The following is an 18587-nucleotide window of genomic DNA, read 5'->3' on the forward strand; positions in this document are numbered from 1 at the left end:
CATTGCTCAGATGACCGAGGTCGCCACCCGAATCAAAAGGGTGAGCCTGGAATCGGCCGCTCCTGTGGAGCTGATCGCCTCGGTGGTGCGCCAACCCGGGGTGTGCATCTACCTCGACCTGCGAACCGAAGTCTTCGGCGCCCAGGGCGCCAGTCTGGTCCATCGTGCGCGCGTCGACCCGACGCAGGTACTTCGGGCCGTGTCGAAGGCGAAAGCTGCCGTCGTGATCCGCGCTGAGCGCGACACGGTAGCGCACAGTCCTGTACACACCTGGGCGTGCACGGCAGTGGGAGAGCAACGGGATAGCGCCGCGGTGCACTTGTGGTCGAACCGTGTGCTGTCGATGCAAGAGCGTCTTTTCGACCTTGGCGACTACGGGTGGGCAGCACCGTGACCACGGCCGACACCATCGCCGTTCGCGAGCAGCTGGTCGCGGTGCTGCGGGCCGCCGAAACACCGATGACTAGCGCCGAGCTGGCCAGCGTTCTGCCGTGGCAGACCCACCGTCTCGATGTGGGCTGCGAGCTGGTGTGTCACGCACCTCGCCGGCCCACGGCGATGCGGGTGGTCGAGTGTCATCGGACCTGGCATCTGGTGAGTCGTCCGCGGTCCTCGCAGGACTCGCGCACAGGAATCTATCGGCATCTGAGGAGCCTGGCCCGTGCAGGGACCATCCGGTCGATTGCGTTGGGGCCACGCAAAGTTCAGTGGGAGTTCGTAGGTGAATAGGAGAGTGACGATGAGCAGGATCACCGTGTACACCAAGCCCAACTGCGTGCAGTGCACCGCGACGTTCAAGGCGCTCGACAAAGCGGGCATCGCCTACGCGAAAGTTGACATCAGCGTCGATGCCGAGGCCCGCGACTACGTGATGGCCCTGGGCTACCTGCAAGCCCCCGTCGTGGTGGCCGGCGATGAGCACTGGAGCGGCTTCCGACCCGACCGCATCTCCGAAGTCACGGCTCCAGCACTCGCGCAGCTATCCATGTAGCGGTACAAACACTAGCGGGGGAAGAAGACCTCATGACAGTCAAGCACGCAGTGCGCGTATATGTCTCCGCGCCGTCAGCCAGGGGACCGGCGCGGGTCTTGGCTACGAAGAAGCGCGTGGCCAACGCAGCATCGTCCATGTCGGTTCCGCCCCCGGTTGGGTGTAACTGTGAACTCTGCTCATGCAGCTGCCGCCCGTCCACAGGATGGTTGGTCCCTCCTGGAATCGCGCACACGTTGGGCACCTTCACATCGCGTACCGGGCAGTCCATCCTATGACAGTCACGGCGACCCCGTTTCAGGTCGGGGAACACGTGGTTGACGATGTGCATTGCCCTGAGGGACAACAGATCCTCAGAGAGGCCAAAGCAGCGCGGTCACGCCCTCTGTGTTTGTGCCAGACCGCCGGGGTGCAGATGTATATCGCTGCTGCTGGAGACAGCCTCATTGTCAAACGAATGCCCGGCACGGCGGCCGCACATGACCATCGGTGCCGATCGTGGCTCCCTCCCAGCGAGCTATCTGGCTATGGCGCCGTTGCCGACCGGTCGATCATTGACAACCCTGCCGACGGAACAACCACGCTGCGACTGGGGTTTTCGCTGTCGAAGTCCGGCAATCGTGCCGCTCCCGAGCCTTCCGGATCGCCGGCAAGCGCGGTGCAATCGGACGGCAACAAGTTATCCCTACGCGCTGTGCTGCATTATCTCTGGGATGAGGCGGAACTGACGACGTGGCACCCGGGCTTTGCGGGACGGCGGCCGTGGGGTGTGGTGTACCGCCGGCTCCGAGATGCCGCGGATGGGAAGCTAGTCCGTAAAAACCCGTTCGCCGCATCGTTGTTCATCCCGGAGCCCTTCTCGGCCGACCGCAAGGCCGAGATCGAGCAGCGCCGGATTAAGGCTTGGGCTCCAGCTCGGAGGCAGCCTGGGAAGGCCACCAGATTCCTGATCGGCGTGGGCGATATCAAGGCGATTGAGCCAGCCGCCCACGGGTTCAAGATGCAGGTCCGCCACCAACCGGGCCACCCCTGGTTCCTCGACGAAGACCTGTACCGAAAAATGACCAAGCGCTTCCCCACAGAGCTAGAACTCTGGCAGATGGCAGATCCAGGTGACGTGCGATTAGTGGCGGTAGCTACCTTCTCCGTGTCTCGGGCTGGTTACGCCAACGTCGAACAACTCTCTTTGATGACGACCGATCACAACTGGCTCCCCTTCACCAGCGACGCCGAGCGCACCCTGCTGGCAACTGCAATCGAAGATGATCGGTGTTTCCGGAAGGTATTGCCTTACAACGGGACTTCCACGGCCCTGGCCTCTCTTATCTTCACCGACACCGCCCCGGCGATAGCCGCATTTATCGATCGCTCTGGAGGCGAGGACGACGAAGACGAATCGATCGCGGGGCTTCCGGTCTGGAACTGGCGTACCGATGAAGATATGCCGGATTTGCCGTCACCTGTCGACGGTTCGGAATGACCCCCTGCCGGGTTGAAACAAACGCATTGTCAGCAACTGCCTTACGTCCGCCGTTCGCCTACTTCGGCGGTAAGCAGAAGATCGCCGGGGACATCGCCGCACTGCTAGCAAGCCATAGCCACTACGTGGAACCGTATGCTGGCGGACTCTCAGTATTGTTGGCTAAGAAGCCAAGTCGACTAGAGACTGTCAACGACCTCGACGGTGACATTGTCCACTTCTGGCGGATGCTACGTAATCGTCCCGAGGAACTGGCCCGGGCATGTGCGTTGACTCCGCACTCACGAGCAGAGCGTAGCAATGCGCTTGACCGTCCGTCCGACTTGGATGATATCGAACGTGCCCGGCGAATCTGGGTATGTCTGGCGCAAGGCCGGACAGGCACCCTTCGCCGGACAGGCTGGCGCTTCGACGCGGCGGACTCTGCGCACACGTCAATGCCTCGCCGGCTAGATAGCTATATCCGTCGGATGGAGGCAGCAACCGCTCGGTTGCGCTCGGTCTCTCTGGAGTGCCGACCGGCACTCGATGTCATTGCGGCATACGGCAAAGGCCGCCGAACACTGATGTATGTGGACCCTCCCTATCTTGGTGAAGTCCGAGAACGCAACTACCGCAGGGAGATGCTGTCTGAGGATGGCCACCGTGAACTGGCATCCACCTTGCATGAGTGCGTTGCCACCGTGGTTCTGTCGGGCTACGCCTCACGCTTGTATGACGAGGTACTCTTTCGGGACTGGTACCGGGTCGAACTGGCAGCTGCGACGAGCCAGGGAGGATCGTACGAGGTCCGCACTGAAGTTCTGTGGTCCAATCGCCCCCTGCGTAGGACTAGCTCCACGGTCGTCGTTCGCGGTAAAGGTGCCGCGCGTAACGAAACGTCCACCAACGACGCCGTATGTAACGAAACGCGCTGCCCGGTCTGCGCTGGAACGCTTCGGCAGGCCGCGACGGGTCGACGGCGCATCTACTGCTCGCCAGCATGCCGGGTCCGTGCACACCGACGCGCCGCAATCAGCGGAGAATAGGGCTTCCGCACATGTCGTACCCGCAGCGGACGATGGGGTACATGAACGAGAACAACAGCAACCGGTGTGTTATTCGCATTCTGGGTTTAGTTGACGGGACGCCAACCGATTTCGACGGCCAGTATGTGGTCGAGTACGACCCGAGCAGGACCGGCACGCAGCCAGTGACAGGTAATCCGATGCCGGTATTCCATCTGGCGACCACCCCCGATATCAGTCAAGCGACGCGGTTCAGTCCCGCCGAGACGGTCGACCTGTACCGCGCCGTAGACCAACGTAACCCGATCCGGGCTGATGGTGAACCGAACCGTCCTCTCACTGCGTTCAGTGTGGAGACCGAGACGATCTCGGAATTGCCGCCTGCGGGATGGCACGTCGATCCGCACAATCCGCGCTACTGGCGCTGGTGGAACGGTACGACCTGGACCAGCCATATAGCGGCGCGGTGATTCCGCGATAGCAGCTGGGACGTTCACGACGTCGAGCTGCGTGTTCACAGGTCCTACCCACCTCGGCTGAATCCCTCGTCTCGGTGAGCAGCGTTCCACATGCGGGTGTGGAGATCATGGGCGGTGGTGTTGCGCTGCTGGGCTTTTCGGTGTCGTTGCAGGGCGGCGGTGATGGCGGGGGTGTGCTGGTCGGGGTTCAGTCCGGCGGCTTGGGTGAGGGCTGCGTTGCTGTCGGGGCTGGCGTCGTAGTGGTTGACGCGGCCGGTGGCGGCGGTGAGCACTGGTGACCAGCGCAGTTCGGTGTGCAGCAATTTCAGTAGTGGGGCTGCCGGTGGTGGTGGCCAGGTGGCGGTGTTGGTGTCGAGCAGGATGATCCGGGCGTGGGCGGTGGCGGCGGTTTCGGTGAGTTCGGCGATGGTTTCGGGGGACAGGTGTTCGGCGCGGTCGATCACGACGATGGTGCCGGGTGCGCTGTCGTTCAGCTCCAGGTTGGCGGCGTCGATGACAGTGGTGGCGATCGGTGACAGGTCGGGATTGTCACAGATGGTGGCGGGCGCGGCCCAGATCAACGGGCGTCCGGCGTCGTGGGCGGCGCGGTCGAGATGTCTCATCATGGGCAGCAGGGTGGTGCGGTCGGAGGCGTGCGCGGCGGTCAGCACGAACGGGGCATCGGTGAGCCGACGTAGGCGGTCGGTGTCGATGTCGGGGTGCTCGCTGATCGGCAGTCGTTCTTGGAAGGCGTGTTGGCCGGCAGCGTCGAGTACCCGCAGTTCGGTGTCGATGCGGGGCAACAGCTCGGTGATGTGTTCGGCGGTGCTGCGCTGTGCGCGGGCGAATGCCTGCGCGGCGGCAAGCTCGGCGCGGTGGAGCTGGTCGCGCAGCGCCGCGCGGTCGGCGCGGTGGCGAGCCAGCAGTGTGTCATCGTCGGCGCGGCATCGACGCAGCAGTGCGTCGGCGTCGGCGTGGGTAACGATGTGCTCGCTGCCTCCGGCTGCCGCGGCGCGAGCGGCGGTGGCTTCAGTGAATGCGGGATGGAACTGCTCGGCGGGGCTGGTCGGGGGCAACTGGTAGCTGGTCAAGAAGTTCAGATTCTGAGTGGCCGAGGCGATATCGAGCGGGTCGGCGTCGGGGTCAGCACGCACCGTGTCGAGTTCGGTGCGGGCGTGGTTGATGAGTTCGAGGGCTTCGGCGTAGGTGGCTTCGGCCTGATGCCATTGGTCGAGCACGGCTTCGACGCGGGCCAGGAAGGGCCGGTCGGCGTCGGCCGCGGCACGCATGCGCCGCAGTTCGTCGGTGGCGGCCAGGACGTGGGGGCCGCCACCGGCAGTCACGTGGGCGGCCAAGGTGCGGACCTGGGCGTCGGCGGCGGCGTAGCGGGCGCGCAGCGCGTGGACGTCGGCGCGGTGGGCGGCCAGCGCGGCGGCGGGGCTGGGCCGAACGGTGCTCAGGCTGTCGAAGTCGATCCCCGTATCGGGGTTGAAGTAGTCGTCGGCGTGCTCGGGTGGGGGAAGTTGCTCGTCGGGGGCGGTGGGCTCGGTGAGGTCGTAGTCGTCTAGTCCGAGTGCGGCGGCAAGGTTGTTGGGGTCGGCCAACACGTCGTCGTGGGCGTGCTGTCGCCTCGGTGGTGTGTCCTCGATGTCGGGGTGCAGATGGGTGAGTTCTTCGTGTTCTTCCGGTGTCAGAGGCTCGTGCTCGGGCAGCGGAATGTCATGGTCGTAGGGGTCGGCGGTGGTGAACACCTCGATCGAGTAGGTGAGCAGGCGGGCGTACTCGTCGGGCCGTAAATGATGCGTCAGGTGGGCGTCGGCGTCATAGAGGTGTTCGGCGGCAACGTGCAGCAGATCGCGCGGTGTCCACTGGTCGGGGTCGGCGTTGCCGATCGCGGACACCAGTGCGGGGAAGGCGGGATCGGCGGCGATGGTTTCTGCCAGTTCGGTGCCGAACACGGTGTGCAGATCGGGTAGCCAGTCCGGGCGCAGCCCACCGTTGGCGGTCTCCAGCGCCGCTGGTGTGAGGGTGCCGCACAGTCGCCACCACAGTGCGGCGGCGGGCAATTCGTCGGGCAGCGGACGCTCAGCGGCGACGGTGCGCACGAGTTGGGTGATGTTGACTCCGGTGCGTGCGGCCGCGGCCAGGTGATGCGCCAGTTGGGGCCAGTAGGGGTCGTGGCGGATGTGGGGGTTGATGGAGTCGATGAGGGTGTCGTAGCGGTTGGTGGTGGCATCAGCGCCGATGAGTTCGGCTGCGCGGTGTTCGAGTCCGCGTTGGGCGGCGCGGGTGCGGGCGGGGTATTGCTCGGCGCCGGCGATGCGGGTGTCGTTGTCCTCGACGGCGGTCGCGGCGCGATAGACGGCCAGATCGGCAGCCAATTCGAGGTCTGTGCCGACCAGCGGTCGTGCCCAACGCGGCGCGGTCGCCGCGCTCCACTGGCGTGCGGTGGCGGCGAGTTCGGCGGCCAGGTCGGTGACGCGCTGCGCACGGGCGGACAGGTAGGCGTTCCACTGCGGGTCGGCGGCCAGGCGCTCGGGAATGGCAGGAAGCCAGGGCAGCGGACCGGCACCACCGGAGTGCGCGCCGGTCGGGTCCAGGCGCCAGTCGATGACCGCGGCCGGGTCGGCGGCGTTGTCGAATCCGCCGGCGGCGACCACTTTTTCGAGCCGTTTGAGGGGGTGGATACCGGCGGCCGCGATCAATGCGAGGTGTTGGCGTAGCACCGGCCAGGCGGTAGCGGTGGTCAGCCCGGGAACGAGTTTTTCGGCGTGGGAATCCAGCTCGGCGTGCTGGGCGGGGCTCAGGCGTGATTCGGCGGCGGTGCCGACGGCGTGGGCGTACATCTGGGTGGCTGCGGCCAGTCGGGCAGCCGGGTCGGCGGCGGCCCGCGCCGCGCTGGTGGCCGAGACTTGGGCGGCGTCGCGCCCCAGGGCACGGGTCAAGACGTCCACGGCGGTGTCGGGGTGGGTGGCTTTCGGGGACAGCACCCGGTGCGGGTCGTGCTCGGCGGTGGAGAAGTAGATGTGGTTGCCGTGCACCCCTCGGGTGAGTGCGGTGTAGACCTGCTGGCGGGTGAGTTGATCGGAGCCCACGGTGTGGCAGCGGTAGCGGGCGGTCGCGCCCTGGGTGGCGTCGATGGTGCGGGCGTAGCCCAACGTGACGTGGGAGCGGACGTAGGAGGCGGGCAGCCGCAGGTGAGCGTTCGACTCCAAGTGCGTGACGGTGATCGAGCCGTCCGGGTCGACCTCGGTGACTTCCCAGCGGTAGCCGTTGCGCACGAAATCCGTGGCGCCGAGGGCCAGGGTGCGATCGTTGTGTTTGGTGAACACGAGGTCCCCGACGCTGGCGCGGGCCCCGGCCATCAACACCGCTTCGATGCCGGGGGCGCGGCCACCGAGTTCGGTCAGCCGGTGCAGCCGGGCTCGGTCGTTGAGTTCAGAAACCAGCTCGTGGGTCGGCGCCAACAGCAGCGAGTGCTTGTCCTCAGCGATGTCGGCTTGCCATGCTTGGAACGCCATATCGGAGGCGGCGGCTTGGGTGCCGACATGCACGCGCTGGGCATCGAGATAGAACGCGATCCCTGACGGGTCGCCGTCGCGCAGCGCGAGACCGGCTTGGGCTTCGGAGGCTGAGGCGAACCGCATCACCTGGGACAAGGTGATCGCGCCATGTAGGTGGGCCAGGTCGCGCAGCACACCGCCGGCGCTGATCGAGGACAACTGTTTGTCATCTCCGACCAGGCGCACGCTGGCGCCGCGCGCCAGCGCGACTGCGATCATCGACGCCAGCGCCAACGTGCCGGCCTTGCCGGCTTCGTCGACGATGATCAAGGTGTTCTCATCGATCGCGTCGTACCACTGACGGGCTGGGTCGCCGGGGGAGATGTCGGGATTGTCGGTGAGCCAGTTGAACTTATCGAGGGTGTCACCGACTTCGACGTCGATCTCTTCACGCAACAATTGCGCGGCACTGGCGCTGGGGGACAACCCGATGACGGTGCCCCCGGCACCTTCCCAGGACCGGGCGAGTGCGGCCATGGCGGTGGTTTTTCCCGATCCTGCCGGGGCCAAGGCGAGCATGACGCGCTGCCCGCGGCACGCCATTTCGCGGACGAGTTGGGCTTGGCCGGCGTTGAGTTCGCGTCGGTGCGCGGCCTGGGCCAGTAGTTCGATTTCGACATCGGCGGCGGGCACGGTGCGGCCGTCGCGCAGTGTCGCGGCGGCCAGGATTTGCCGCTCAGCGGCCAGGATTTCGGGGCTGGTGTAGGTCTGCGATCCGGCTTGGCGATACACGCTGGACCCGTCGCGGCGGCGCAACACCGCGGGCTCACCGAGGTCGGTATCGGGACTGGATGCGTGCCGGACGCTGAGCGGTTCGCTCAGGGCGGCGTCAGTGATGAGTTCGGCGATGCCGTCGATTCCGGCGTGCCCGGTGACGCGGACCACCCGCAATGCTTCGGCCAGTACATGGGTGCGGTTCCAGGTGGCCCGCGCCGCGGAGACGGTGGCGATCACCTGGGCGGCGCGAGCGTTGATCCACCCTGCGGTGACCTCGGCCGGTGTCGTGGTGCGCCCGGCCAGTGAGCGGGCGATCATCGCGTTGACCGCTTCGTCGCTGCCCAGCAGGCCGACGGCTTGGGTGCGCCACTCTGCGCGTTGCTCGGCCAGCGAGCGGGGTTCGTGTTTGGCGTCGCGTGTGGCCAGGGTGGCTTGTTGGAACATCGCGATCGACTCCGGGGTGGTCGGCTCGCGGCCGTGGGCGGCCTGAAACTTCTTGGCCAGCACCGCATACTCGGCGTCGATGGCGGCCCGGCGCGAGGACCATAGCTCGTTGAGTTCGCGGCTGACGCCGACGACTTCGCGGACCTCGCGTTTGCCTTCGCGGGCATCGCCGCGGGCGGCGAACCGCATCCCCAACACTTGGCCCAGGTAGGCCTCCAGGCGTGAGTTGTACAACTCCGATGCCGCGACCGTGGAGGCATACAGCGGGCGGCCATCGAGGGCGTACCAGCGCGCGATGCCGTCGGTGCCGCGGGCGCGGACCTTGTTGGATATCGCGACGTGGGTGTGCAGACCGGGGTCCGAGGCGCGGGTATCGCGGTGCAGAAACTCGGCGGTGATGAACCCTTCGGTGTCGACTTGGGCGACGCCTTGGGCGCCGATGCGGGTGTAGGCGGCCTGATCTTGCAGGAAGTCCAGGGCGTCTTGGACGGCCTTGCTGTGGCATTCCTCGATCTGTTTGGCGATCGGCTCGGGGCACAGCGCGTACAGCGCGGACACACTTTTGACCGGGGTGAAGGTCATGTCATAGCCAGCGACCGAGGTGGTTTGGTCGCGGGTGCCGCGGGCGATGAACCCGGTCAGTTCACGCTCGTCCAAGGGTGCACGGCGGTGCTGTTCTTCGAACATTTCGGTGGCGATGTCGGTGCGCATCTGCGCCCGTACCGACTCGTCAATGGCGGCGTTCCAGTGCGCACCGACCGACAGGTTGTGGTCGCGATACGCCTCAGCGAGGCGCTGCTGTAACTCGGTTTCGCCGGCGTTGACCCGGAACGGGCGACCGAGGGTGGTCGCGGTCAGCGCCGAGTTCTTGCGTGCCCCTTGGGCAATGAGTTGCTTGGTCAACGCCGAAGCGTTCGGGTGAACTCCCAGCCCGAACAGGGCCTTCATCTGGTCTTCGGTGACCTCGGAGCCCTCGGTCACCGACCACAGCCGGTCCCCGGCGTCGGTGCGTGTCCAGTTGTCTGACCCGGCCGACAGTCCGGCCAGTCCGCGTCCGCCCCAGCGGCCCGGTGTCTCGCCCTTGGAGGAGTAGTAGTCGCCCAACGATTCCGGGCCGTGCGTGCGGTCGTGGGCAGCCACCTGCCGCACCAGGTACAAGTACCCGGAGCCAGCGGTGAGCTTGTGGATGCCCGCATTCACCTGCCCAGCGCACCGATTTCTCACGACGAATCCAAGGCTGCTTTCCGCCGCCCCCGAACGGGCCGTGACCAAACCGTGACCTAAGTGCAAGAGGTGTGTGGGACCAAACCAGGCTGGAAAGCAACGATGCAGGTGAACGGGGGTGAGACGATGGTGAGGGTGACATCGGGGGTGAGTGGGTGGCGTGGGAGGAAAGGAAGCGTGATTGCGTCGTAAGGGATGGCTAGCATCCGGAAACATGGCTAAAGCAACGACGAAACATGCAGTGAAGCAGCGGGTTCTGGAGGCGCGGCGCGCCGAGAAGGCCGCGCGGGAGGCGCGGGAGGCGGCCATTGTCGATGGTCTGTCGGAGTTTCTCGCGGAGGTGGACCGTGCGGCGGCGGTGGGGATGAAGCTCGAAGAGCAGGTGGCGGCGGCGCGGGAGAAGGCGGCCGAACGTGTCGAGCGGATTGAACGGGAGACCGAGGAACGGATCGCGAAGTTGGCCGAAGCGGCGCGGGAGGAAACGGCGCGGTGTGAGCGGGCGGCCGGAGAGGCTGTGATGCGGCTACGGGGGCAGGGTGAGACGGTGGCGGCCATTGCGAGTCAGACGGGGCAGAGCCAGAACCGGGTGCGTGACTTAGGCAAGCTGGCGGTCGGCGCGCAGGATGCAGCTGCGGCAGCGAGTGACCAGGACGGGGCGCAGGCGGGGGACGCTGGGGCCGTGGAGCCCGCGGGAGCCGGCGCTGAGGCCGCCGCGGTGGTGTCGACCAGTGGAGTGGATGCAGGCACTGCTGGGGGACAGCTGGGCGACAGCGAGACGGCCGACGCTGAGGAGCTGACGGTCAGCGCGGCCGCGAGCCTGAGCGCGTAGGGAGGTTCCACGGGTGGGCGCGTTGGCGCGGGAGTTTGCGGTTGATCCGGTACGCGACATATCTGAGGTGGCAAGGTTTTTCAGCCACGTCGTCGCGGGGCCGGGTCGCCAAGACTGCTGGCTGTGGACCGGCGCGATCGGTGATGACGGCTACGGTCGGTTCGCGATTCGCCGCGATGGCAGGCTGCGCATGGTGCGTCCACCACGGTATGCCCTTGCGGTGGCGGCAGGCGGTGCGGCACTCGATGGGTACGTGCGGGCGCTGCACGAGTGTGATGTACCGATGTGTGTTCGAGTGATCACTGCCGAAGAGTTGCGCGGCGGGGTGCGGCCTCATGTGGTCGGCGGGACGCAGCGGGAGAACATGGAGAGAATGGCGAGGGCGCGACGCGGCGGGGGATCGCCTGCGGTGATCGCGCGCCAGGCTGGCGTCAAGGCCCGGCGGGAGCAGGCGCTGGCCCTGCGTGCGGCGGTACGTTCCGGCTGGAACAGCGAAGCGGTGGAGGCGGCGCTGTTGGGCGGCCAGCCTCGCCTGTGGTGAGCCCTCGGTAGTCGTACTCCGCGCGGTGGTCTGCGGGACCGGCCCTGGGTGGGCGGTCCCGCAGGCGGTGGCGTGGGGCCTGGCGTTATTGGTCGGCGGTGATGGCGATGAAAGCCTCGGCGTCGGTGAGGTAGTGATCGGCGTGGCGGGTCTGATCGGTGGTGGCGTCGTTGGCCAGGAGAACGGTGACGGCGTAATCGCGGGCCGAGAGGGCGTACTGGCGGCGGTGGGGATCGTCGGTGGCGGCGACGGCGGCGGCGATGTCGGCGCGGGCGTAGGCCAGTGCCGCGGTGGTGGTGGGGATGGCCATCATGGTTCTCCGTTCGTGCGGGGGGTCGCGGATGTCAGCGAAGGTTCGCCAGGTGGTGGTTGAGGCGAGCGGCGACGTCACGGGCGCGGGTGTGTGGGTCGAGCGGATCGAAGTCGGTGCTGTAGGCGATCAGGCGTGGCCCGCTGGGCGTCCACAGGTTCACGTCCCCGAGTTCGGTTGCGTAGAAGGGGTTATGAGCCTCGGGCCGCTGCTGGTGGTGAGTGGGGGTGATCCCGTCGCGGTGGTAGGCGTGAATGCGGGCGGCGGTCAGGGGGAGGGCGATGGGGCGCCCTGGGGTGGCGGCGTGCTGTTCGGTCATCGGAATCCTCCGTGGGTTTGGGGCGGGGGCTGGCCCGGGTGGTGCACTGCCGGGAGACGGGTGCGTTCTCCCGGCAGTGCGGGCTGTCAGGTGGTGACGGTGGCGGCTTCGCCGGTCAGGGTTTCCACGACCAGTCCGACGAGATCGCGGGCGGCCGGTGGGGTGACGGCGTTGCCTGCCAGGCGGACTTGCTCGCGGCGGGTGCCGAGCATGCGGTAGTCGGTGGGGAAGTCCATCGCGGCGGTGATTTCGCGGGGCTCCAGCATCCGGAAGAACACGTCGTTGATGTCGATGTGCTGTGGCGGTGCGGGGGCAGGTCCGCTGGTGATCAAGCTGTGGCGCTCGACGGTGGTGACGGTCGGCAGTGCCTCGTCGGCAGGGGTGCTGCCGCCTTTGCCGTAGTAGCTCGTGATCAGGGGCCGGGGCTCGGTGGGGTTCCACCGTCCGTGGAACACGTCGCCACGCGTGACGGGGGCGTAGACCAGGCCGTGGTGGTTACCGGATGCGGTGACCGTCGAGAGTGCCTCGGTGGTGCAGCGGGCATCGCTGGAGCCGCCGCGCAGTTCGGCGATGAAGGGCGCGAAGGCGATGCCGTCGTTCTCGCGGGTGGTCCGGGTGGCGATGGGCTGGTCGACGGCGACGGCCTCGTTGCGCCAGGTGCCTCCGGTCGGAACCAGCAGCGCGGTCTCACTGCGCGTGGTCATGGTCCGTGTCGGTTGGTCGACCGGGGCGGCGCTCTTGCCGTCGCGTCCTTCAACGGGTACCAGCATGGGCTGCCAGTAACGCTCGATTCCGGCGGCGATGCGAGCCATGGTCTTATCGGCCAGGGGGCGGGTGCGCTCACCGATGCGCGTGCCGGTCAGCGACCAGTCGATGATGTCGGCGGCCGGGCGGTAGGTCGGCTCGATCACCTGGTTGCGGCACGAGACGTTGGGGCAGCGGTAGACGTACTGGGCGCGGTACTTACCCCACGGTGCGCGGTCGGTGCGCTTGAAGCTTTGGACGGCGCGGACCGGTCCGCAGTCGGGGCACACCGCGTAAGGGGACACGACGCGTTTGACGTCGGGGCGGGGATCGCCGGCGCGGGTGAAGATCGCGTAGAACCGGTCTCGCGACTGGGGGGCACCGCGACCGAGCAGCTGCGCATGCATGGAGTTCAGGTAGACCATCTGGCCGACGTAGCCGATGGATTCCATTGCCATGCGCCACGCTTGAAAGGGCGGCCAGAACACCACGTCGACCACGTTCTCCACGATCACGGCGCGGTACATGTGGTACTCGGAGAACCGCACGACATCCCACATGGTGGCGCGGGAGCGCTCGGCGGCGGCCTCGGGAAGGATCTCGCCGAACAGATCCGGTTGGGCGTCTTGACGTTTACGGCCCTGGGCGATGCTGTGTTTGGTGCAGCTCGGGCTGGCCCACAGCAGGTCGGTGGTGGGGAACAGGCGCGGGTCGATCTGGGAGAGGTCGGCCTGAATGTGGTCGGTGTCAGGGTGATTGGCGCTGTGGGTCTCGATGGCCCTGTCCCAGTGGTTACTGGCGACCGTGGCGACAACGTTGTTGATCATCACAGCGCCAGCGGTGGAGCCTCCTGCGCCGCAGTAGAGGTCGGTGATCGTCAGCATGGGGTGGTCCTCTCAACAATGGGTGATGGCTATAGCCTACCATGCAATGGATGGTTATAGCCATCCGGGATCAAAGTGGGCTTGGTGGCTAGATCAGCTGGTCGAACAGGTCGAGTTGGGCACCTGCGTCGAGGTCGAGGACGCGCCACAGGAGGGCACGGGTCTGGTCGCGCATCTCTGTGGTGCGGCGGTAATGCTCGCGGTCTTCGTCGTCGGTGGGGTGGTAGCGGGGGCACGGTCCGCTGTGGGCGTTGCGGGCCGTGTGGGCGTAGGGGCAGCGGCACCACTGCCATGTGCGCATCTGCTCTTTCCGGGTGGCGGTGAGCAGGTCGGTGATCTGGTCGCGCATCGCGGGGGACAGCGCCTGGCCGATTCGTTGAATCTGAGCGGCAGTGACCGTGACGCGGACGGGTCCGCAGCCGGGGCGCGGGCTGATGAACTTCGAGCCGACGGTCCAGTAACTGGTCATCCAGTCGGGTGCGCCGTGAGGGGCGGTCGGTCCGCTGGCGCCACCCGCGCGGGCCAGCAGGGATCGCAGTGCGCGTTCCTCGAGGAATGCGTCGAGTAGCGCGGTGGTCGATGATCTGCCGACGAACGCCAGGAGGTGGCGTTGGTCGGGTGTCAGCGTGGGGCGCATGAGCACGGCCCGACGGGGCTGTGGAGGCGGGTGCTCATGCGGGTAGTGCCGTTGCATCGGATGCGGATACCGCACGGTTGCCGGCGGCCTTGATGCGGTCGGGCCGGAAGCCGCTCCAGTGCTCATCGCCGGCCACTACGACGGGGGCTTGCAGGTAGCCCAGGGCCATCACGTAGTCGCGGGCCTCGGCATCGACGCTGATGTCAATCTTCGCGTAGGTGATGCCCGCTTTGTCGAGCGCCTTGAACGTCGCGGTGCACTGCACGCAGTTGGGCTTGGTGTACACGGTGAGGGTGGACATCGCGGGCCTGCCTTTCTAAGTGGATGGTTATAGCCTACCAGTAGGGTTGGGGATAGTCAACTGGAAGACGGCTTTGAACTGGCCTTTATCTACGCCCAAGTCAGCGACGGGCTCGACGCGAGCAGGGATGCGATGTCCGCGTGCTTCTTCTGATCCAGGCGTAGTTGTCCTGACGCGAGCACCGCTGAGGCCGACCGGATCGTCGCAAGCGCGGGAGGGGCCCTGAGTGCATGACCGGCCAGCCCAGCGCGATCCCTCGACAGGGCCGACGGTGACACCGCTGTGACCAGAGGCGGCAGGGTCGCCCTTGCTACGGTTTCGGGATGGCCGATTCGACAGCGGAGGTGTTCTCAGCGGCCAAGTTCACCCTGCGCGCCGAGCAGACCGGCTTGATGTGGAAGGAACTCGCCGCGCGGCTTGAGGTTCATCGCACGACGCTGGGCGCGGTCCGTAGTGGCCGCAGCGCACCTTCCACTGAGCTGCTGGTGAAGATCGTTGAGGTGCTAGGGGGCACGCCCGAAGACTATTTGGATCTGCCCGACCGTCAGGCGTGGACCTTGAAGCTGTTTCGCATGGTGGCGGGGTTCACGCAACACGCGGTGTCGGAAGCCCTCGGGGTGGCTCCGGCTGCCGTGTCGGGCTGGGAGACGGGCCGCTATCGGCCTCCGCGATCGGTTGTGCCGATGCTTGCCCAAATGTATGGGGCCTCCGAGGCCGAGCTGGACGCAGCGATGAGCCACGGCGAAGTGGGCCCAGCCGAGGCGCTCGTGTTGTGCGCCGAATCCGTGGTGCGCTTCGCCGAGGTCGCGTTCGAGGCAGTCGCGGCGATGCCGACACCCTCTCGGCGCGCGAAGAACGTTCGGATTCGTGAGCAGTTGGAAATCTCGATGGAGTCTCTGTCGGCAGCGGTTCGGGACCTGGCGGATGAGGACGGGCGCGACAGCCTCGTTGACGCGGTGCGACAGCTCGCCGAACTCCATGCAGCCATCAAGATCTGACGACGTGTAGCCAATACACTTGATACACTCCGCTGGTCAGACGCCAGCAAGGGGGTGGTCATGTCTGTCGAACTGCCTTCCCATGACGGCGCGGCCGATCGGGCAGCGGTCCGCGTCCTCGACCTCGCGGCCGCGGCACTCGCACTGGCTCACGTGGCGAACGAGGCGCTCAGCGAAAGCGCATCAGGTACGCCAGAAGGCCTGATCGGCGGCATAGAGACGGCAACTGAGCAGCTTGTTGTCGCCTTAGACGGACTGCCGGGGGTGCGGCGTGAACAGCGCCGCAAGGCGTCCGCGATCTCGCGGGAGCTCTCGACGCTCGTAGACGACCTGCGCAACGACACCCGAGCAGAGCTCAACCCGACGAAAGCCGCGGACGCCACCATTCCGTCGAATTGGCAATGATGCGTTGTCAACATGTTGCCTACACTGCTAACGTCCCCGTCAACAATCACTTTCTGGGCGGGGGACCCGACGATGACCACTCCAATTCCACTGCTGCGGGCCAAGCTCGCCGCAGGCACCGTCGCAGCCGTCACGCTGGCCTCGGTGCTGACCACCGCACCGGCAACCGCTACCCCTGTGGAGCAGACACACGCAGTCCAACAGGTAGCCGTCTCGCTGCTGTCGGAAACGAGCGCCGCCACAACGACATTCGGTGTAGCCGACTCACACCTTTACAACCTCGGCCACGACGCTCTCGTTGCGCGGCTGACCGAGCTTCGCGGCCTGGGTGTGAGCGATCTGCGGATCGCCGTGCCCTGGGTGTACATCGAACCGGCCGCTGGCACCTATGACTGGTCGAAGATGGATGCCTTGGTGGCCACGGCCAGCGAGATGGGATTCACCCTGACCGGTGCGGTCACGGCTACCCCGACATGGGCTGGGTTTCCACTGGCGGGCGCCCCCAATCCAGATACCTATGCCGGGTTCGCTGGTGCGGTCGCGGCCCGCTACGGGTCGCAGATCGCCAGCTATGAGGTGTGGAACGAACCGAATGGAGTCATTTTCTACGCCCCGGTCAGCGCGGCGGGCTATACCCAGATGCTCAAAGCGGCCTACACCGCGATCAAAGCCGCGAACCCCGATGCTGTCGTACTCGCCGGATCACTCGGCGCGACAACCGATGTCAGCGGAATCTCGGTGACACCGCAGCGATTCCTGGCTCAGATGTATGAGGCCGGAGCAGGCGGGTACTTCGACGCGTTGTCCTATCATCCCTACCACTTCACGCTGCCGTTCTCGCAGGGCGCAGGCACTCTCAACACTCCGCTGGAGCAAGTCAAGGCGCTCTATGAGCTGATGGTTGCCAACGGTGACGCAGACAAAAAGATCTGGGCCACCGAGTACGGCACCGCCACCACCCCCGGCTGGGGAGTGACCCAAGCAGAGCAGGCCGCACTACTGCGCGATTTCCTCACCGCGTGGTCCCGGCTGCCATACACCGGACCAGCATTCGTGTACACCTCCCAGGACGCCCAGTCAGGAATCCTCAACCACGAGTTCAATTTTGGTCTCTTCACGTCGAACGGGAGACCGAAGTTGGCCGCCCACGTACTTGCCGATCTCATCGCCCAAGCCGGTCTCGGAGAGCTACCTGACTACACCGCGCCGCGCATGTCGGCCGCCCGCGACCTCTACCTACAACTAGCCTCCGTCGGCTTCGGGCTGGCCAACCAGGCCATGGTGATTCCGAACGCCGCCATCGCGGTGATCTACAGCCTGATGCCAGACCCGGTACGGCGCGCGTTCACCGCGGTAGCCAACGCCGTGTCAGCGGTGGTTGCCCAGGTTGCCATCGCCGCCACCCCGGCCATGGAGGCAATGCTGGGCATGGTGATCCGGGCGCTACCGCAGGCATCCACGACGACGACCCCCGACACCACCGACGACGAGGATTCCGAACAGCCAGCGGATCTGGCCAAACACTCGGTCACCGAGACAAGCAGTACGGCCGTGGACGGTGATCAACCCGTCGAGCCGGTTCCAGCGACCGATGGGTCCGACACCGATTCCTCCGCTCGTCCAGATGGCGAGGATGCCGCGGAGGAACCACGCAGCGACTCGTCCTCGGGAACCGCAGACGTGGCGACCACAGAGTCGACGGACAGCGACCAACGCCCCCTCCAGGATGCGGCTGACCCTGAGGTAATCGACTCCACAGACCAGGCCGACACACCACGCGTGAGCGAGCGGGCGGTTCAGGACACATCCACCGACGACGACCGCTCCCGCACACCGGACATCGCCTCAGAGTCCCGACCCACGGACCCGGGCGCGGAGTTGGACCGCGACGTTGCCGACGACCGCGGCGAAGAAGCCAACGACGACGACCCGACCCAGGACGCTGGTGCCCGACAGGCTCCGCGCACCGCGACGATTCCCACCAAGGGTCGGCATACCGAGGACAGCGACGCTCCCGCAGACCGCCGGGCCAGCGACTCTCGCGGTCTATCACCGCGTACCGCAGCGCCCAGCACGAACAAGGAGTCGGGAGACCCATCATGATGCTGACCACGGTGGCGTGGGTGGTCGGCACCGTCGGGGTCCTGTTCGGGGCGTGGGAAGTGACCCGTCGGCTGCGCGCTGGGGCAGCGCATATCCGCCACTGCATCGACACGTTCGAGCCCGGTCCATACGAAAAGCCGCACCTACCAGGGGATCTGTCCTCGGCAGCGGACCGAGCCACCCGCACTCGCGACAGCTCATGATCAGCGCTGTCGCCGCCTACCTGGTAGCAGCAACCGTCACCACCGTCGCCTACACCGCCCTTGCCCGTGTCGCTCACCGCCATCGGCAACCACCGATGGCCCGCGGTACCGACCGCGCCGGATCAGCACACCATGGCTAACTCCGGGGGCGGCGACCGACCACGACGCGAGGATCGGGTGTCACACACCCGCACTGCACCTGCCGTCATAGCGATTCGGACTCGGTTCGCCTACGACACGAATGGCGAAAAGCTCGGTCAGCCACCACGAGTCGTCCGATACCACAGTGAGCTGACCGATGGCGGCGAATTCAGTAGCCACGCAGCGCAATACAACCACGTAGGTGACGTGCTTCAGCGGATGATCGCCGCCTTCGGTGACGACGCAGACCTCGAAGTAGTGGTTCGGCGAACGAGCCGGAATCTCACA

The 18587-nt window shown here is 66.4% G+C and carries 18 protein-coding genes; 12 read left to right on the forward strand and 6 right to left on the reverse strand.

Annotated elements, in window-relative coordinates:
* The first annotated feature begins 10 nt into the window (after positions 1-10).
* From KXD97_RS32050 to KXD97_RS32075, 6 genes are all read left to right on the forward strand, one after another.
* Positions 11-394, forward strand: a complete 384-nt coding sequence (locus KXD97_RS32050) for a hypothetical protein (RefSeq protein WP_260758448.1) — start codon at positions 11-13, stop codon at positions 392-394.
* Positions 391-729, forward strand: a complete 339-nt coding sequence (locus KXD97_RS32055) for a hypothetical protein (protein WP_260758450.1) — start codon at positions 391-393, stop codon at positions 727-729. The genes KXD97_RS32050 and KXD97_RS32055 overlap by 4 nt, the downstream gene beginning before the upstream one ends.
* 10 nt (positions 730-739) lie before the next feature.
* Entirely contained in the window at positions 740-991 is a 252-nt protein-coding gene (gene nrdH, locus KXD97_RS32060; RefSeq protein ID WP_260758452.1) for a glutaredoxin-like protein NrdH, read from the forward strand.
* Positions 992-1265: 274 nt separating this feature from the next.
* A complete protein-coding gene (locus tag KXD97_RS32065) occupies positions 1266-2471 on the forward strand; it encodes a DUF1173 domain-containing protein (protein WP_260758453.1) in 1206 nt (401 codons plus the stop codon).
* The gene (locus tag KXD97_RS32070) at positions 2468-3499 is read left to right on the forward strand and encodes a DNA adenine methylase (protein ID WP_304118589.1); all 1032 of its coding nucleotides are present in this window, start codon (positions 2468-2470) and stop codon (positions 3497-3499) included. Before KXD97_RS32065 ends, KXD97_RS32070 begins: the two co-directional genes overlap by 4 nt.
* A 41-nt stretch (positions 3500-3540) precedes the next feature.
* Positions 3541-3948 (forward strand): DUF2510 domain-containing protein, encoded by a 408-nt coding sequence (locus tag KXD97_RS32075; RefSeq protein ID WP_260758454.1) that lies wholly within the window; start codon positions 3541-3543, stop codon positions 3946-3948.
* Between the two features lie 53 nt (positions 3949-4001).
* Here the strand turns inward: KXD97_RS32075 and mobF are convergent, their stop codons facing one another.
* Positions 4002-9860 carry a MobF family relaxase gene (gene mobF / locus KXD97_RS32080; RefSeq protein ID WP_260758456.1) on the reverse strand — a complete coding sequence of 1953 codons (5859 nt, stop codon included), beginning with the start codon at positions 9858-9860 and terminating at the stop codon, positions 4002-4004.
* 265 nt (positions 9861-10125) lie between these two features.
* Between mobF and KXD97_RS32085 the strand changes: the two genes are divergently transcribed.
* Together KXD97_RS32085 and KXD97_RS32090 are read left to right on the forward strand one after the other, a co-directional pair.
* On the forward strand, positions 10126-10713 hold the full coding sequence (locus tag KXD97_RS32085; protein ID WP_260758458.1) for a hypothetical protein: 588 nt from the start codon (positions 10126-10128) through the stop codon (positions 10711-10713).
* Between the two features lie 67 nt (positions 10714-10780).
* Positions 10781-11254 carry a hypothetical protein gene (locus KXD97_RS32090; protein ID WP_260758459.1) on the forward strand — a complete coding sequence of 158 codons (474 nt, stop codon included), beginning with the start codon at positions 10781-10783 and terminating at the stop codon, positions 11252-11254.
* An 85-nt stretch (positions 11255-11339) separates the two neighbouring features.
* On the opposite strand, the gene KXD97_RS32095 is transcribed toward KXD97_RS32090, so the two are convergent.
* From KXD97_RS32095 to nrdH (KXD97_RS32115), 5 genes are all read right to left on the reverse strand, one after another.
* Complete coding sequence (locus tag KXD97_RS32095) at positions 11340-11564, reverse strand: hypothetical protein (protein WP_260758461.1); 225 nt, start codon at positions 11562-11564, stop codon at positions 11340-11342.
* Positions 11565-11598: 34 nt separating this feature from the next.
* On the reverse strand, positions 11599-11883 hold the full coding sequence (locus KXD97_RS32100) for a hypothetical protein (protein ID WP_260758462.1): 285 nt from the start codon (positions 11881-11883) through the stop codon (positions 11599-11601).
* An 86-nt stretch (positions 11884-11969) separates the two neighbouring features.
* Complete coding sequence (locus KXD97_RS32105) at positions 11970-13511, reverse strand: DNA cytosine methyltransferase (RefSeq protein WP_260758464.1); 1542 nt, start codon at positions 13509-13511, stop codon at positions 11970-11972.
* A gap of 88 nt (positions 13512-13599) precedes the next feature.
* Positions 13600-14148, reverse strand: a complete 549-nt coding sequence (locus tag KXD97_RS32110) for a hypothetical protein (protein WP_260758506.1) — start codon at positions 14146-14148, stop codon at positions 13600-13602.
* A gap of 34 nt (positions 14149-14182) precedes the next feature.
* Positions 14183-14449 (reverse strand): glutaredoxin-like protein NrdH, encoded by a 267-nt coding sequence (nrdH, locus tag KXD97_RS32115; RefSeq protein WP_260758465.1) that lies wholly within the window; start codon positions 14447-14449, stop codon positions 14183-14185.
* A 323-nt stretch (positions 14450-14772) separates the two neighbouring features.
* On the opposite strand from nrdH (KXD97_RS32115), the gene KXD97_RS32120 reads away from it, so the two are divergent.
* The 4 genes from KXD97_RS32120 to KXD97_RS32135 all read left to right on the forward strand — a co-directional run bounded on the left by KXD97_RS32120 (position 14773) and on the right by KXD97_RS32135 (position 18158).
* Positions 14773-15447: a helix-turn-helix transcriptional regulator gene (locus KXD97_RS32120; RefSeq protein ID WP_260758467.1), complete on the forward strand. Its 675-nt coding sequence runs from the start codon at positions 14773-14775 to the stop codon at positions 15445-15447.
* Between the two features lie 60 nt (positions 15448-15507).
* Entirely contained in the window at positions 15508-15852 is a 345-nt protein-coding gene (locus tag KXD97_RS32125) for a hypothetical protein (RefSeq protein ID WP_260758468.1), read from the forward strand.
* A gap of 72 nt (positions 15853-15924) precedes the next feature.
* Positions 15925-17955, forward strand: a complete 2031-nt coding sequence (locus tag KXD97_RS32130) for a cellulase family glycosylhydrolase (RefSeq protein WP_260758470.1) — start codon at positions 15925-15927, stop codon at positions 17953-17955.
* On the forward strand, positions 17952-18158 hold the full coding sequence (locus tag KXD97_RS32135; RefSeq protein WP_260758471.1) for a hypothetical protein: 207 nt from the start codon (positions 17952-17954) through the stop codon (positions 18156-18158). The genes KXD97_RS32130 and KXD97_RS32135 overlap by 4 nt, the downstream gene beginning before the upstream one ends.
* The last annotated feature ends 429 nt before the right edge of the window (positions 18159-18587 follow it).

It is taken from the genome of Mycobacterium sp. SMC-8 (assembly GCF_025263565.1).
In the GTDB taxonomy this organism is placed as follows: Bacteria; Actinomycetota; Actinomycetes; order Mycobacteriales; family Mycobacteriaceae; genus Mycobacterium.

Excerpts from the sequence above, each read along its gene's own strand:
- KXD97_RS32050 (WP_260758448.1), top strand. The coding sequence starts at position 11 with ATGACCGAGGTCGCCACCCGAATCAAAAGGGTGAGCCTGGAATCGGCC.
- nrdH (WP_260758452.1), top strand. The coding sequence starts at position 740 with ATGAGCAGGATCACCGTGTACACCAAGCCCAACTGCGTGCAGTGCACC.
- KXD97_RS32065 (WP_260758453.1), top strand. The coding sequence starts at position 1,266 with ATGACAGTCACGGCGACCCCGTTTCAGGTCGGGGAACACGTGGTTGAC.
- KXD97_RS32070 (WP_304118589.1), top strand. The coding sequence starts at position 2,468 with ATGACCCCCTGCCGGGTTGAAACAAACGCATTGTCAGCAACTGCCTTA.
- KXD97_RS32075 (WP_260758454.1), top strand. The coding sequence starts at position 3,541 with ATGAACGAGAACAACAGCAACCGGTGTGTTATTCGCATTCTGGGTTTA.
- KXD97_RS32095 (WP_260758461.1), bottom strand. The coding sequence starts at position 11,564 with ATGGCCATCCCCACCACCACCGCGGCACTGGCCTACGCCCGCGCCGAC.
- KXD97_RS32100 (WP_260758462.1), bottom strand. The coding sequence starts at position 11,883 with ATGACCGAACAGCACGCCGCCACCCCAGGGCGCCCCATCGCCCTCCCC.
- KXD97_RS32105 (WP_260758464.1), bottom strand. The coding sequence starts at position 13,511 with ATGCTGACGATCACCGACCTCTACTGCGGCGCAGGAGGCTCCACCGCT.
- KXD97_RS32110 (WP_260758506.1), bottom strand. The coding sequence starts at position 14,148 with ATGCGCCCCACGCTGACACCCGACCAACGCCACCTCCTGGCGTTCGTC.
- nrdH (WP_260758465.1), bottom strand. The coding sequence starts at position 14,449 with ATGTCCACCCTCACCGTGTACACCAAGCCCAACTGCGTGCAGTGCACC.
- KXD97_RS32120 (WP_260758467.1), top strand. The coding sequence starts at position 14,773 with ATGGCCGATTCGACAGCGGAGGTGTTCTCAGCGGCCAAGTTCACCCTG.
- KXD97_RS32125 (WP_260758468.1), top strand. The coding sequence starts at position 15,508 with ATGTCTGTCGAACTGCCTTCCCATGACGGCGCGGCCGATCGGGCAGCG.
- KXD97_RS32130 (WP_260758470.1), top strand. The coding sequence starts at position 15,925 with ATGACCACTCCAATTCCACTGCTGCGGGCCAAGCTCGCCGCAGGCACC.
- KXD97_RS32135 (WP_260758471.1), top strand. The coding sequence starts at position 17,952 with ATGATGCTGACCACGGTGGCGTGGGTGGTCGGCACCGTCGGGGTCCTG.